11 protein-coding genes are annotated in these 14,213 nt (G+C 61.8%); 4 read left to right on the forward strand and 7 right to left on the reverse strand.

Going from position 1 to position 14,213, the window contains the following annotated elements:
* Positions 1 to 11 precede the first annotated feature (11 nt).
* Positions 12 to 1,682 carry a hypothetical protein gene (locus tag K678_RS10105; protein WP_021132358.1) on the forward strand — a complete coding sequence of 557 codons (1,671 nt, stop codon included), beginning with the start codon at positions 12 to 14 and terminating at the stop codon, positions 1,680 to 1,682.
* A gap of 69 nt (positions 1,683 to 1,751) precedes the next feature.
* Here the strand turns inward: K678_RS10105 and modC are convergent, their stop codons facing one another.
* From modC to K678_RS10135, 6 genes are all read right to left on the reverse strand, one after another.
* Complete coding sequence (modC, locus tag K678_RS10110) at positions 1,752 to 2,858, reverse strand: molybdenum ABC transporter ATP-binding protein (protein ID WP_039852745.1); 1,107 nt, start codon at positions 2,856 to 2,858, stop codon at positions 1,752 to 1,754.
* A 5-nt stretch (positions 2,859 to 2,863) separates the two neighbouring features.
* Positions 2,864 to 3,559, reverse strand: coding sequence for a molybdate ABC transporter permease subunit (modB, locus tag K678_RS10115; protein ID WP_039852746.1), 696 nt, complete (start codon positions 3,557 to 3,559; stop codon positions 2,864 to 2,866).
* A gap of 24 nt (positions 3,560 to 3,583) precedes the next feature.
* Entirely contained in the window at positions 3,584 to 4,351 is a 768-nt protein-coding gene (gene modA, locus K678_RS10120) for a molybdate ABC transporter substrate-binding protein (RefSeq protein WP_021132361.1), read from the reverse strand.
* 110 nt (positions 4,352 to 4,461) lie between these two features.
* Positions 4,462 to 6,069 carry a hybrid sensor histidine kinase/response regulator gene (locus K678_RS10125; RefSeq protein WP_021132362.1) on the reverse strand — a complete coding sequence of 536 codons (1,608 nt, stop codon included), beginning with the start codon at positions 6,067 to 6,069 and terminating at the stop codon, positions 4,462 to 4,464.
* On the reverse strand, positions 6,066 to 6,902 hold the full coding sequence (locus tag K678_RS10130) for a CheR family methyltransferase (RefSeq protein ID WP_021132363.1): 837 nt from the start codon (positions 6,900 to 6,902) through the stop codon (positions 6,066 to 6,068). Before K678_RS10130 ends, K678_RS10125 begins: the two co-directional genes overlap by 4 nt.
* The gene (locus K678_RS10135; protein WP_021132364.1) at positions 6,899 to 10,411 is read right to left on the reverse strand and encodes a response regulator; all 3,513 of its coding nucleotides are present in this window, start codon (positions 10,409 to 10,411) and stop codon (positions 6,899 to 6,901) included. Before K678_RS10135 ends, K678_RS10130 begins: the two co-directional genes overlap by 4 nt.
* Before the next feature lie 273 nt (positions 10,412 to 10,684).
* Between K678_RS10135 and K678_RS10140 the strand changes: the two genes are divergently transcribed.
* The 3 genes from K678_RS10140 to K678_RS10150 all read left to right on the forward strand — a co-directional run bounded on the left by K678_RS10140 (position 10,685) and on the right by K678_RS10150 (position 13,564).
* A complete protein-coding gene (locus K678_RS10140; RefSeq protein WP_021132365.1) occupies positions 10,685 to 11,788 on the forward strand; it encodes a branched-chain amino acid ABC transporter substrate-binding protein in 1,104 nt (367 codons plus the stop codon).
* A gap of 55 nt (positions 11,789 to 11,843) precedes the next feature.
* Positions 11,844 to 13,028: an MFS transporter gene (locus tag K678_RS10145; protein ID WP_021132366.1), complete on the forward strand. Its 1,185-nt coding sequence runs from the start codon at positions 11,844 to 11,846 to the stop codon at positions 13,026 to 13,028.
* Between the two features lie 224 nt (positions 13,029 to 13,252).
* Positions 13,253 to 13,564: an HU family DNA-binding protein gene (locus K678_RS10150; protein ID WP_269210514.1), complete on the forward strand. Its 312-nt coding sequence runs from the start codon at positions 13,253 to 13,255 to the stop codon at positions 13,562 to 13,564.
* Between the two features lie 178 nt (positions 13,565 to 13,742).
* Here the strand turns inward: K678_RS10150 and K678_RS10155 are convergent.
* Positions 13,743 to 14,213 (reverse strand): ABC transporter permease subunit (locus tag K678_RS10155; RefSeq protein WP_021132368.1); only part of this gene is annotated, 471 nt, incomplete at its 5' end.

Raw genomic sequence — 14,213 nt, forward strand, 5'->3', positions numbered from 1 at the left:
GCGATGCCAGGATGAATGCGAAACGAACCGCCAAGGGTTTGCTAAACCGTCTGACGCGTCCTCTGGCGGCAATCGGCCGTCGGCTGACCACCCGCGAGGAGGAAGAGGCAAGCCAGGCCGCCGCGTCATCCGAACCGTTCGATGACCGTCTCGTCGAGGACAGCTTCACCCTGACCCTCGAAGAGATGCTGGCCGAGGATGCCGGGCGGTTCCAGGTCAAGCTTCAGATCATCTCGCTGGTGCAGTTCCGTGAAGCGGTCGGGGAAAAATGGACCCGGCTGTCGGAAAAGGTGATGCTGATCGCCGAAGGCGTCATCGCCCAGCATCTCGGCGCGGGTAATGTCTGCGGCCGACAGGGACAGGATTTCTTCGTCCTGTTGTTCCGCACCGTCCCCCATGCCGAAGGACGCCGCCGCTCGATCTTGATTGCCCAGGAATTGGGAACCCGGCTGCTGGGCAACCAGTTTATCGCCGGGGATCAGCCGCTGGCTTTGGCCGCCGAGCTTGATCTCGCCGACGCGGTCGGTCCCGACGGGCGACTGAAGCCCGCCGCCTTGGCCGACGCGATTGCCGCGACACGGGCACAAATCGCACAAACCGCCACGGGCGGACTTCGCCGCGAACCATCCTTGGTGACAGACATCAATGGCGGGATCAGGCGGTCGCTGTTGTCTGGCGACGCGGGCGGGGCCGGAACTGGATCGGACCGCGACGGCGAAACGGCATGGGCCGGACACACCGAGTATCGTGACGGCGAAACGGTCGACCCGCGTTGGAAAAAGCTTGATGCCGGGCTCCAACGCCCGCAGACCGAACCGGACTGGAAGCCGCTGGAAACCGAACGCAAGCGCACCCGCTCCGAACCGGAGTGGAAGCCGCTGGAAACCGCCCGGCGCCTCGCCGAGGACCGCCCGAACGCCCCGCCGCCGATGCCGGTCGATGCCGCTCTCTCGGTGAGCTGGCGGCCGACATGGCTGGGGGCAAGCGAAACCCTGGGAGCCTATCAGGCCCGGATCAGCCGGGTCGATCAGCCAGGGCAGAAACCGCGCGAGGGCAGTCGGGCCTACCCGTCCGAAGGTGGCGACACCGCCCTGGCGCTCGACCGCGCCGTTATCGCCGCCGCCGTGCGCGAATTATGCGCCATCGACGCACCGACACCGCGCGCGGCGCTGATCCTGCCATTGCATTGGGCCTCGGTCAGTTCGGCCCGTCGGCTGTCGCTGCTGGCCCCCTTGGCCGATCTGACCGACGGCCAACGCGGCGGTCGGGTGATCTTCGACCTGTTCGGCCTCCCCGACGATCTCGCCACCCGCGATCTTAACGACACGGTGACCGCGCTGCGGCCGCTCTGCCGCGAGGTGATGCTGCGGGTTTCACTCGAAGCCCCTCGTGCGGCCCGCGCCGCCGATTGCCGCGCCAGCGCGATCGGCACCGATCTTGACGATCTGTCCGTCACCGCCCAGGGCGATGACGGCACCTTGCTCGACGCTCTGGCGGGTTTGCATCAAAAGGCCGATGCGGTCGGTCTCGCCGTCTATGCCTGGGGCCTGCGCCGCCGCGCCGTCGTCACTGGAACCGTGATGGGCGGCTACGGCTTTATCAATGGCCCCGGCCTGATGAAGGACCTGCCCCGTCCCGCCCGCGCCCTGCCCGCTCCGCGCAGCCGCTTCGCGACGTCATAAGTTAAGCTTCCATAGCGGAACCGACGGGCATGATTGCCGGAAATACCGGAATTCCCTTCGTTACCTCGCTTATCCGGGCAGGATGTCCGAGCGGTCGGCGACGTCCCCCCGGGCAATCGTCAACGACTTGATCAGCGCGGTCACGGCCATCCCCGGCTTCAGCGACAATTCGGACTGGGCTTCGGTGGTGATGCGGGACCAAAGCGGGCAGCCGCCGCAATCGAGCATCACGTCGGTCAGGTACGAATCGATCGGCGTTACCGAACGGACGATGGCGGGCAATTGATTGCGAACACTCAAGCCGACAGGCGGAAAGAGAGCGATGGCGACGTCGTGGGCGTGGATCCGAACCCGCACCGGGCTCCCGGGCGGAGACGCAATCCGCCCGACCTTCAACGTTCCTCCGGGAAAGGACAGCGTGCTGATGCTGAACTCAGCCTCGTCGGCACTCAGAGTGGCGGCCAACACCGATCCCGCCTCGCCATGGCCGGTCAGCGGCGCATAAGCGGGAGAGGACAGCAAATCCTCGACCGGACCGATCGCGACCAGCCGCCCGGCATCAATCAGAGCCAGGGTATCGGCCAGCCGCAGCACCTCTTCCATCGAGTGACTGACATAGACGATCGGAATGTCGAACTGGCGCGACAGCCCGGCGATAAAGGGGAGAAGCTCGCTTTTGCGCGCAGCGTCGAGCGAAGCCAGCGGTTCGTCCATCAGCAGGATGCGGGGGGAGGCCAGCAACGCACGGCCGATCGCGACACGCTGCTTCTCTCCGCCGGACAGGCCGGTAGGACGGCGGTCGAGCAAATGACCGATCCCCAGCACTGACACGACATGGTCGAGGGAAACCCGCCGCTCCGCCACCGGTAGCCGCTTGGTCCCGAACCACAGATTGTCGCGCACCGACAAATGCGGGAACAACCGATGTTCCTGAAAAACATAGCCAAGGCGGCGAGCCTCGGGCGGCAGATCAAGCCCACTCTGGCTGTCGAACAGCACTTTGCCGTCAACGACGATCCGGCCCCGGTCGGGCCGCGACAGCCCGGCCACCATGTTGATCAGAGAGGTCTTGCCCGAACCGGAGCGGCCGAACAAAGCGGTGACCCCGGAACCGGCGGTAAAAGCCACATCCAGGGAAAAGTCACCCTGGCGGCGGGCGACGTCGATCTCGAGCATCGTGCTCATCCCTCCATCCGTGCCCGCATCCGCCGGGCCAGGATTTCCGAGGCCAGCAGGGCGGCAAAGGCGACCACCACCGAGATGATGCACAGCCGCAATGCCGCATCGTCGGTGCCGGGCACCTGGGTTAGGGCATAAAGGGCAATCGGCAGGGTCCGGGTCTCGCCGGGGATGTTCGAGACAAAGGTGATGGTGGCACCAAATTCCGACAGCGAGCGAGCAAAGGCCAGGATCACCCCGGCCAGAACGCCGGGCATCGCCAGCGGCATCGTGACGGAAAAGAAGGTCCGGATCGGGCCGCAGCCCAACGTCCGCGCCGCCTGTTCAAGCCCGCGATCAACGCCTTCCAGCGCCATCCGGATCGCTCGGACCATCAGGGGAAACGCCACCACCGCCGAGGCGATCGCCGCTCCCTTCCAGGTAAAAGCCAGGGTGATCCCGAACCAGTCGTACAGCCAGCCTCCGATAATCCCTTTGCGGCCGAACAGGACCAGCAGGGCATAGCCTACCACCACCGGAGGCAGGACAAGCGGCAGATGGATCAATCCGTCGAACAGCGACTTTCCCGGAAAATCGCGCCGGGCCAAAACCCAGGCGGCAAGGATGCCGAACGGCAAAGACCCCACCACCGCCCAGCCGGAGACCAGCAGGGACAGTGACAGGGCCTCGCGTTCCAGCGGGGTCAAGGTAAACCACAAGGACACGAAAGACCCCGCCGTCGTTTAGTTGACTTTAAAGCCGTAGCGGACGAACACGCCCTTGGCTTCCGGGCTGCGGACGAAGTCCAGGAACGCCCGCGCCGAGGCCGAATCCTTGCCCGCGACCAGAGCGAACGGATAGACGATTGGATCGTGCATCGAATCCGGGAACACGCCAATCACCTTGACCTTGGGGCTGACGGCGGCATCGGTGGCATAGACGACGCCCAGCGGAGCCTCGCCCCGCTCGACCAGGGTCAGGGCGGCGCGCACGCTGTCGGCACCGGCGACCTTGGGGGCAATCGCGCCCCACTGTCCGGCCCGCTCCATCGCCTGCTTGAAATAGAGGCCGACCGGAACCGAATCCGGGTTGCCGGTGGCGATACGGCCTTCACCGGCCAGAGCGGCAATGTCGGTTTTCGGGGTCAGGTCGATCTTGCCCTGGGTCGAATTCGCCGGAACGATCAGAACCAGTTGATTGCCGAGAAGATTGAATCGGCTTTCGGGATCGACCAGCTTCTGCGCGACCATGTGGTCCATCCACTTCAGGTCGGCGGAGACGAAGACATCGGCCGGAGCGCCCTGCTCGATCTGCTTGGCCAGCGCCGAAGAGGCGGCATAGGACGGCACCATCTTATCGCCGGTCTTGGCGGTATACAGCGCACCGATATCGTTCAAGGCGTTGGTCAGAGATGCGGCGGCGAACACCCGCACATCGCCCGCCATCGCCGAAGCGGAAAAACAGGTGAGAACAAGGCCGAACAATGCGGCAATCAGACGAATCCTGGGCATGCGGAACAACTCCGTTCACGGTCTGGGACAGAGATTATATAGTCCAAGACTATAACGATGTCTCGCATTTTCCCAGCCCAACCGGGTAGGGTACCGATCGAAACAAACGCTTATTCCGGCTCTGGCCAAGCGGTCGGAAGGGTCACGCTAACCATTGTCCCTTTCCCCAGAACACTCTCAATTTTCATTCCCCCACCATGCAAATCAACCAGGGAGCGAACAACCGCCAAGCCAAGGCCAGTACCCTTGCTGGGGCGGGCTTGAATCGAATCGACCTGCTCGAACGGATGCATCAACCGGGGAATATCCGTTGCATCGATCCCGATACCGGTGTCGCTGACCCGAATCTCGGTGACCGGACCATCGGCGACGACCTCGACGGTAACCCTCCCACCCGTTTGGGTGAATTTGACCGCGTTCGACAAAAGATTGAGCAGACATTGCCTGATTGCACGCTGATCAGCAAACAAGGCGGGGGGAGCCTGGCCGACTTTGATCTCAATCCCGATTCCAAGTGCGTCGGCGTCGGCCTGAAGCAGGCGGGCACATTCGGACACCAGCGGGGCGATGGCAAACAGACCGGGGCGCAACACCCACTTTCCCGCCTCGATCTTTGATAGATCAAGCAGATCGTTGACCAGTTCCAGCAGATGCTGGCCGCTATCGTGGATATTGGCGGCATATTCGCGATGACGCGACGACACCCCTCCCCCCTCCCCCTCGATCAACAGCAATTCGGAAAAACCCAGGATCGCATTCAGCGGAGTGCGGAATTCGTGGCTGACATTGGCTAGGAAGTGGGATTTGGTCCGGTTGGCTTCTTCGGCGGCAAGCCGACTTTCCATCAGTTCATGCTCGGCTTTCTTGCGCTCGGTAATGTCGGAAAAGATGCCGACATACTTTTCGATCGTCCCGCCCTCACCCCGGATCAAGGCAATCGACAGCCAGACCGGATAGACCTCTCCATTCTTACGCCGGTTCCAAAGCTCGCCCTGCCACCTGCCGTCCCGTTCCAGTTCGGCCCACATCGCGGTGTAAAAGTCGCGGTTCTGGCGGCCCGAGCCCATCACGCGGGGATTGCGCCCCTCGATTTCGGCGGGGGAAAAGCCGGTGATCTGGCAGAACGCGGGATTGACCGCGATCACCCGTGACTGGCCATCGCACACCATGATCGCTTCGGCCGATGAATCGAAAATCGTTCCGGCCAGCCGAACATTATCGGCCTCGCTGTGACGGCGCGCCTCGACCTCCAGGCAGAGATTGCGGTTGGCCTCGGTCAACAGACCGAGCAGCCGCTTTGATTCGGCATGAGACCGGTGGAGGTCGATGAACACCCGAACCTTCGACAGCAACACCATCTCGTCGATCGGTTTTTCAATATAATCGACCGCACCAACACCATATCCCCGACGACGATGGGCGTGGTCGCGGTGGGCGGCGGTGAGAAAGATAATCGGGACGTCGCGGGTCTTTTCCTCGCCCCGCATCAACTCGGCGACCTCGTACCCGTCGATTTCCGGCATCTGCACATCAAGCAACACCAGGGCGAAATCGTGGTTCAGGCACAGTTTCAGCGCCTCGTTGCCTGACCCCGCCGTCATTACCTCGACATCGACTTTGGCCAGCAACATTTTCAGTGCGACCAGATTGGCGGGCTGGTCATCAACGATCAGCACCTTGGACCGCGGCGGTGGCGGAACGCTATCAGAAGAGGTCATTGATGGGCCTCCGCTTTTCTGAAGATACGGCGGGTCTCGTCCACCGGACGGAACAGGCCGTTTGCCTCGAACGTGCGCAAGGATTCCCGTGTGCCCAGACACAGAAATCCACCCCGGACCAGCGCATCGGAAAATAGCGACAAGACCTGATCTTGCAGGCTTCGATTGAAGTAGATCAGCACGTTGCGGCAGACCACCATGTGGACCTCGCAAAAGACGCCGTCAGCGACGAGATTATGATGGGCAAAAACGATTCGTGAACGCAATTCTTCGCTGAATTTTGCGTATCCGTAAGCGAAGTGAAGATAGTCCTCCATCGCTCCTGTGCCACCTGCCTTGCGATAGCCGGTGGCACAGGCCGACGATAGCGTCTCGACGGGATAAATCCCCTCCTCGGCTTTGGCGAGCGCGCTGTCATTAATGTCGGTGGCAAAGATTTGCGATTTTGCCAGCAATCCCTCTTCTTTCAGCAGGATCGCCAGCGAATAGGCTTCCTCGCCGGTGGCGCATCCCGCCTGCCAAATCGAGATGCGGGGATAGCTTTGCAACACCGGGAGAACCTTACGACGCAGCGCCAGGAACACCTCGGGATCGCGGAACATCTCGGTCACCGGAACAGACAAACTGGTCAGGATTTGCGGCAAAAATTCTTCGTCATGGAGCAGACGGGGAATCATCCCGGCCAGAGACGTCTCACCCATCGAACTGGCAAAGGCCAGAAGACGCCGCCGCATCGAGGCGCTGGAATAGTTCAGAAAATCATAGCCATGGCGCTGGCGAAGCGCCTCAAGGAACAGATGGACTTCGATCTCTTCAATCTCATCCGGGGTCATGTGCCCTCATCCTCGCGCGGGCGCAACCAATGACGAAACAGGTCGAGAAGGCGGTCGATATCGATCGGCTTGGGCACATGGTCGTTGGCCCCGGCGGCAAGGCAGCGTTCGCGGTCGCCCGGCATCGCCTTGGCGGTCAGGGCGAGAATCGGCAGGCCCGCCCGCCCGGGTCGACGACGAATTTCCGCGATAGCGGCATAGCCGTCCATTCCAGGCATCATGATGTCCATCAACACCATGTCGAGATCGGGATGGAGATCGACCTGAGCCACCGCCTTGGCCCCGTCCTCGGCGACCAGCACAGAGAACCCGCGATTGCGCAAGGTTTTCGACAAAGCAAACGCATTGCGCATGTCGTCATCGACCACCAAAATCTTGCGGCCGGTCAGCCCCTCCTCGCGCGGGGGACTCTCGGGCGGGGGAGCGGCCCGGACGCTGTGCAGGAACAGGGTCACTTCGTCGAGCAGACGCTCGGGAGACCGCGCGCTCTTGATGACGATACTGTCGGTATAATCGCGCAGCCGCAGCGTCTCGTCGTAACTGAGATCCTTGGCGGAATGGATCACCACCGGCGGCAGCGGCACCCCATCGGCCCGGGCGCGATCAAGCATGTCAAAACCGCTGATATCGGGCAGCATCAGATCGAGAATCAGGCAGTCGAACCGTTCGGTCCGCAGTAAATCCAACGCCGCCTCCCCCGTCGCCGCTTCCTTGATTTCGACCGAGCCATCCTGGACCAAAGCCGCAGTGGCGATGCGAGATACAGAATCATCATCGACGATCAGGACCCGACGCGACCCGTGTTCCGAGAAATGGCGCAACCGGTCGAACACGTCGTTGAGCTGGTCGCGGTCAACCGGCTTGGTCAGGAACCCCGCCGCTCCCATTCTCAAGCCGCGCAAGGTGTCGTTGGTGGCGGAAATGAAATGGACCGGAATCGGCCGGGTCAACGGATCGTGCTTCAACGCCTCCATCACCGCCCAGCCATCGAGACCGGGCAGACCGATATCCAGCAAGATTCCAGTCGGCAGCAATTGCCGAGCCAGGCCCAGTCCCTCGACCCCGTCGCCGACCCGGACACATTTGAATCCTCGGCTGCGCGCCAGATCGGACAAAATCAGCGAGAAGGATTCATCGTCTTCGATAATCAGAATGACCGGATCGTCATCCTCCAGCCCGGTTCGGTCATCGGCAATCGCCGGGGCCGACACGTCTGGAGGAGGGCTGGTCAGGTCTTGGAGCGCCGCAATATCCTCCGGCAACGGCACCAAGGGCAGTTCCAGGATAAAGGTGCTGCCACGCCCCTCGACGCTCTCGACCCGAAGGGTTCCCCCCATCAGTTCGGCGAGACGGAGAGAAATGCTGAGACCGAGACCGGTGCCGCCATATTGGCGGCTGGTGGTGCCGTCCGCTTGCTCGAAGGCATGAAAAATATGCTCCAGCTTGTCGGCGGGAACACCGATTCCGGTGTCTGCGACCTCGACGATAAGGCGGTCGCCTGATGAGCCAGGAGCCGCCTCCGACCGATGCAAGCGGACGCCGACCGCGCCCTGATGGGTGAATTTGATCGCATTGCCGACCAGATTGGTGAGGATTTGCTCGATTTTCACCCCATCGGCATAAAATGAAGGCGGCAGATCGGGAGCGGTCTCGACGGTCAGACCCAAGCCCTTTTCAAGCGCCTGCGACTCGAACCGCCGCCGGATCCCGGCGGCGATCGCGGTGGGGCGAACCTCTTCCGCATAGACGTCCATCTTGCCCGCCTCGACCTTCGACAGGTCAAGGATGTCATTGATCAGCCGCAACAAATGGCTTCCGCTTTCGTGGATGATCCGGGCCGACTCGATCTGATCGGCGCTCAGATTGCCCCCTTCGTTTTCGGCCAGCCCCCGCGACAAAATCAGCAGACTATTCAGGGGCGTGCGCAGCTCATGCGACATGTTGGCAAGAAATTCCGATTTATAGCGGCTGGCTTCACCCAGTTCCCCGGCCCGACGTTCGGAATCGCGGCGGGCCAATTCCAGCGCCCGTCCTTTCTCGATCAGGGCCTCGTTGGCGGTCTGCAATTCCGCCTCGGACCCTCGCAAGATTTCGGCCTGATTGACCAGATCCTCTGACTTGACCCGCAATTCCTCATTGGTGGTGCGCAATTCCTCGCTCTGCATTTGCAGCTCTTCCTGCGAGGCGCGCAGTTCCTCGGCCTGCTGACGGGTTTCCTCCAACAATTCCCGGGTCCGGATGTTGCGTTGCAGCACTTCAAGCGTCAGAGCGGCGACCGGAATCATCTCGTCGATCAACTCTTGCTGCTGAGCGGAAATCGGCGAGAAGCAGGCGATTTCGAGCACGGCCACGGCCTCGCCCTTGGCCAGAACCGGCACCACATAGATGATCCGGGGCGAGGCATTGCCTAACCCCGAGGCGATACGACAATAATCCTTGGGAATGTCGGTCAACATGATCGGCACCCGTTGCCGTGCCGATTGACCGACCAACCCCTCGCCCCACCCGGTCGGCGACAACAACACAGCCTGCCCGGCGATCCCATAACCGCCCAGCGGCTCGAACCGACTGCCCCCCTCCTGCCGGACATGAAACAGCCCGGCTCCGCCCCCCATCAGTGGGACCAAGGCCCCGATCAGGGATTCGGCAAACTCCTTGGGAGTTTCCGCTCGCTGCATCAGGTCGGTCAGCATGACCAAACGGTCTTTCACCCAACTTTGCGCGTTCAAACGCAGAGACGAAGCTTTGAAGACATCGACCGCCGCCGCCATCGCCCGCACTTCGCTGGCCCCAGCGCCGCTGGGGATCGGAGTATCCAATTTGCCGTTGGCGAGGTTCAGCATCGCGCGACGCAACGAATCGAGTGGCCGGACAATGCTGCGGGTGGTGACCAGAGCGAGCAAAAATCCGAGCAGAACCAGAACGGACAACAGGACAAAAATCTGGTTGATGACCTCGGCGCGCTCACGACGGGATTGGTCTTCGAACATCCGCGCCCGGTTCAGGGCGAAATAGATCACGACATCGATTTCGCGTTCAACCGCTTGGGCATAATCGCGGCCGGACCCGTTCAGACTGGTCTCGATCTGGTCGAACCTGCGAGCCAGCGACAGATCATGGATCAGGTCGCGATAACCCCGCCATTCCGCCAGCGCCCGTTCGATCCGCACCACGTCGGCAGGCGGGCCGAGATAACGCTCACGCACCAGGGCGAGGCGGCGCTGGATCTCGGCATCCAGCCCGGCAATCTTGCGGGAGATATCCTCCTGCTGCTCGGGGCGAGCGACATAAATCAGATCGGCCAATGCACGATCGGCTTTTCCGAACGCAACCCGTATCTGCAAGGTTTCAGTGCTGACGATAAAGGGGTGGTCATACAATTGTTCGGTCAGACCAGCCAATTGCTGGATTCGAACGATCGCAAACACTCCGATCGCCAGAGTCATCAATAGAATCAGGCCAAAACCGGTGACCAGACGGGTCTTGATCGGTGAGTCGCGCATCGGCATGGACAGTCTCCAACACCCAGCGGATCGAAACAGGACACGATGGCATACCCAACGCTGCAAGGCATATATCGCCCGTGCCAAGCGTTTTGCCTAGATCAACACATCCTATCCTAACGTCATTTGTCCTTTGGATAAAGACAATCACCGAGGCACCCTTCCCATCGCCGTCTCCCGTAACCGACGCCGAAGCACCCCTCATTTCGGCATGGAGAAGATGAAAAGCCCTGTTAGAGTGGTGTTTATTTGGTAGCCAGACCGGAAGGAGCGGAATCGATGCACAGGTCACTATTTCCCACCACGGCAATTGTCCTTGCTTTGTTGGCAGGATCGGCCCCTGCGCTTGCCGACATTACGATCGGCGTCGCCGGACCGATGACCGGGCCCAAGGCCGCGTTCGGCGAACAATTCCGCCATGGCGCCGATAAAGTGATCGCCGACATTAATGCCAAGGGCGGCGTGCTCGGTCAGAAATTGGTGGCTATTTACGGCGACGATTCCTGCGAGCCGAAGCAGGCGGTCGCGGTTGCCAATGAAATGGTTGCGAAGAAAGTGCCCTTCGTCGCCGGTCATTTCTGCTCAGGCTCGTCGATTCCGGCCTCGGACGTCTATGCCGAATCCGGCATTTTGCAAATCTCGCCCGGAACCACCAGCCCGGTCTATACCGAGCGAGGGCTTCCCTATGCCTTCCGCACCTGCGGCCGTGACGATCAACAGGGACGCACTACCGCCGAATACATTGCCCGTGCCTTGAAGGGCAAAACCGTCGCAATCATTCATGACCGTTCAGCCTACGGCAAGGGACTGGCCGACCGGACCCGCGATGAACTGCACCGCGTCGGCATCACCGAAGTGCTGTATGAAGCGATCTCAGTCGGCGATAAGGATTTCTCTGCTCTGGTCACCCGGTTGAAGTCGGAAAAAGTCGACCTTCTGTTCCTCGGCGGCTATTACACCGAGGGGGGGCTGATCGCCCGGCAGATGCGCGATCAAGGCCTGAAAACGGTTCTGATGGGCGGCGATGCTTTGGTTTCCGAGGAATTCTGGGCCATCACCGGCCCGGCGGGCGAAGGCACCATGATGACCTTCAGCCCTGATCCGCGCAAAAATCCCGACAACACCGAACTGGTGAAATACTACCGCGATCACAATTACGAACCCGAGGCCTATACCCTCTACACCTATGGCTCGATCCAGGCTTGGGCCCAGGCGGTCGAGAAGGCCGGGACCACCGATACCAAGAAAGTGGCGGCTGTCTTGAAGGCAAACAGCTTTGACACCGTTCTCGGGCGGATCGGCTTTGATTCGAAAGGCGATATCGTCGCCCCCAGCTATGTGATGTATGTCTGGAAGAATGGAAAAGCCGAATACGCGGAATAAGCACTCTGCGGAAAAACCCGGCCGAATGTGATCGATCGATAATGGACCTATTGTGATGACACCCCCCGTCCGGACCGACTGGCCCGCTGTTCTGCTGGCCGTCGGTGCCGGCGTGGTTGCCGCTTTTCAAGTTGGCAAGGCCCCAATAGCCCTGCCCTTCATCCGGGCCGAACTCGGCCTCGACCTGTCCGCCGCGTCGTGGATCTTGTCGATGCTGGCCCTGATGGGGGCGGTCGCGGGCGGCGCGCTGGGGAGTGTCGTTACCCGGTTGGGTCCAAGGCGGCTGCTTCCTGCTGCCTTGGGCCTCATCGCGGTGGGCAGCCTTGCCGGGGGGCTGGCCCCCAGCCAGGGCCTTCTCCTGGCCAGCCGGGTTGCTGAAGGAATCGGTATGACCGTGGTGGTGATCGCCGCCCCGGCCTTGATCACCGTCGCCACCACGCCTCACGATCGACACACCGCTTTTGGTCTGTGGGCCTGCTTCATGCCGTTCGGGATGGCGGTCTCGATGATGGCCGCCCCCCTGCTCCCCCTGATCGGGTGGCGAGGGCTGTGGCTGGGGATGGCGGCATTTCTCGCCATCTATGCCGTGTTGGCCTGGATCCGCCTTCCGGCCGCCGCCGGACATGGCGGCAATACACCATCCCGATTGTGGCACGATCTGCTGCGGACCGTTTCGACGCCAGGGCCAGTGCTGCTGGCATTGATCTTTGCCTGCTATACCACCGCCTATATCGCCCTGACCGGCTTCCTGCCGACCTTACTGATCGAACGGCTGGGCGTCACGGCGGGACAGGCCGGGATGATGACCGCGGCGGTCGCAGCCGCCAACATCCTTGGTAATCTTGCCACCGGGCCTTTGCTGCGGCGCCATGTGCCGCGTTGGATCCCGATCATTCTGGCCAATATCACCATCGCCGCCTGCGCCATCGGTATTTTCGGGCCTGATACGCCGCCGTGGCTGGCCTATGGCCTGTGTCTGGTGTTCTCGGCCATCGGTGGCCTGTTGCCCGGTTGCGTCCTTGGTGGCGCACCGCCTTACGCGCCCGAACCGCGGCTGGTGCCGGTAACCCTTGGGCTGATCATGCAGGGCAGCAATATCGGTCAGGTGACCGGCCCGGCACTCGTCGGAGCCGCCGTCGCCTGGTGGGGATGGAGCGCCGCAGCCCCGGTTCTGGCCGGAATCACCGTGACCGGCGCCATCCTGACCCTGGCCTTGCGACGGGTCCGGCTTCCGGGTTGACCGCCGCGATTGTTTTGGAACCGGACGGTATAAAAAGCTCGGAGACATAGGGTCAAGGCTGTGGACGGAGCGTCCGGGGCGCTGTTTTCTGTGGGAAACCCTTATGAAGCATGGCGTAGACGGTTGTATTGTCGTGGAAAAGTCGACAGAGTGTTGCCAGTCGCTGATGGGGGGGGCGGTTGACATGTCCGGCATCAAGCCGCAAGGCCCTCCTCCGTTATGTCATCTTTGAACGGCCACGACACAGGAATGGGGGTCTCATGAACAAGCAAGATCTGGTGAGCAAGGTCGCTGAATTGAGCGGTCTGTCCAAGGCTGTCGCGGAAACAGTGGTGTATGCGACATTCAATTCGATTACCGAAGCCCTGAAGAGCGGTGACGAAGTTCGACTGGTTGGCTTTGGGACGTTTTCGGTCAGCGAACGCGCCGCCAAGGAAGGCCGGAATCCCCGCACGGGCGCGCCGATCGATATTGCCGCCTCCAAGGCGCCGAAATTCACTGCCGGTAAGGGCCTGAAGGACGCCGTCAACGGCTAAAGCCGTTCCGAACGTCCCGGCCCAATCCGGTAGCGCCCCCCGCATTGATTTCGGGGGGCGATTTCACATCTGAAGACAGGTTGAGAACAAGGGCGGCTTGATCGGAGGCAGTAACCGGGAGGATACCCCCCCGGTCACATATGCCCTGTCTCGGAAACGCCTCTCGTCTGCCTTGCGGTCAGACCGGCTGCGGCGACGAAGTGGGGTGATGACGTTCTTCGCGATCCCGGCTCAACATCACCCGCCCGGCAATCGCCATCGCCACCCCGACCAGCGCGACGACGATCGTCGCCAGGGCATTGATTTCGGGACTAACCCCCAGACGAACCTTCGAGAAGATCACGATCGGTAGGGGCGAGGCCCCCGGCCCGGAGACGAAAGCCGAGATCACCACATCGTCAATCGACAAGGTGAACGCCAGCAACCATCCCGCCAGCAACGCCGGGGCGATGATCGGCAGGGTGATGACCAGGAACACCTTGGCCGGACGCGCCCCCAAATCCATCGCCGCCTCTTCCAGCGAGGCGTCCATTTGCGCCAACCGCGATTGCACAACCACGGTGACGAAGGACAGGCTGAAGGTAACGTGGGCGATGACGATCGTGGTCATCGAGCGGCCTTCGGGCCAGCCGATCGCCTGTTCCATCGC

It is taken from the genome of Magnetospirillum fulvum MGU-K5 (assembly GCF_000442515.1).
GTDB classification, from domain to species: Bacteria; Pseudomonadota; Alphaproteobacteria; order Rhodospirillales; family Magnetospirillaceae; genus Phaeospirillum; species Phaeospirillum fulvum_B.

Coding starts and splice junctions, on each gene's coding strand:
- K678_RS10105 (WP_021132358.1), top strand. CDS start 12: ATGAATGCGAAACGAACCGCCAAGGGTTTGCTAAACCGTCTGACGCGT.
- modC (WP_039852745.1), bottom strand. CDS start 2,858: ATGCTCGAGATCGACGTCGCCCGCCGCCAGGGTGACTTTTCCCTGGAT.
- modA (WP_021132361.1), bottom strand. CDS start 4,351: ATGCCCAGGATTCGTCTGATTGCCGCATTGTTCGGCCTTGTTCTCACC.
- K678_RS10125 (WP_021132362.1), bottom strand. CDS start 6,069: ATGACCTCTTCTGATAGCGTTCCGCCACCGCCGCGGTCCAAGGTGCTG.
- K678_RS10130 (WP_021132363.1), bottom strand. CDS start 6,902: ATGACCCCGGATGAGATTGAAGAGATCGAAGTCCATCTGTTCCTTGAG.
- K678_RS10135 (WP_021132364.1), bottom strand. CDS start 10,411: ATGCCGATGCGCGACTCACCGATCAAGACCCGTCTGGTCACCGGTTTT.
- K678_RS10140 (WP_021132365.1), top strand. CDS start 10,685: ATGCACAGGTCACTATTTCCCACCACGGCAATTGTCCTTGCTTTGTTG.
- K678_RS10145 (WP_021132366.1), top strand. CDS start 11,844: ATGACACCCCCCGTCCGGACCGACTGGCCCGCTGTTCTGCTGGCCGTC.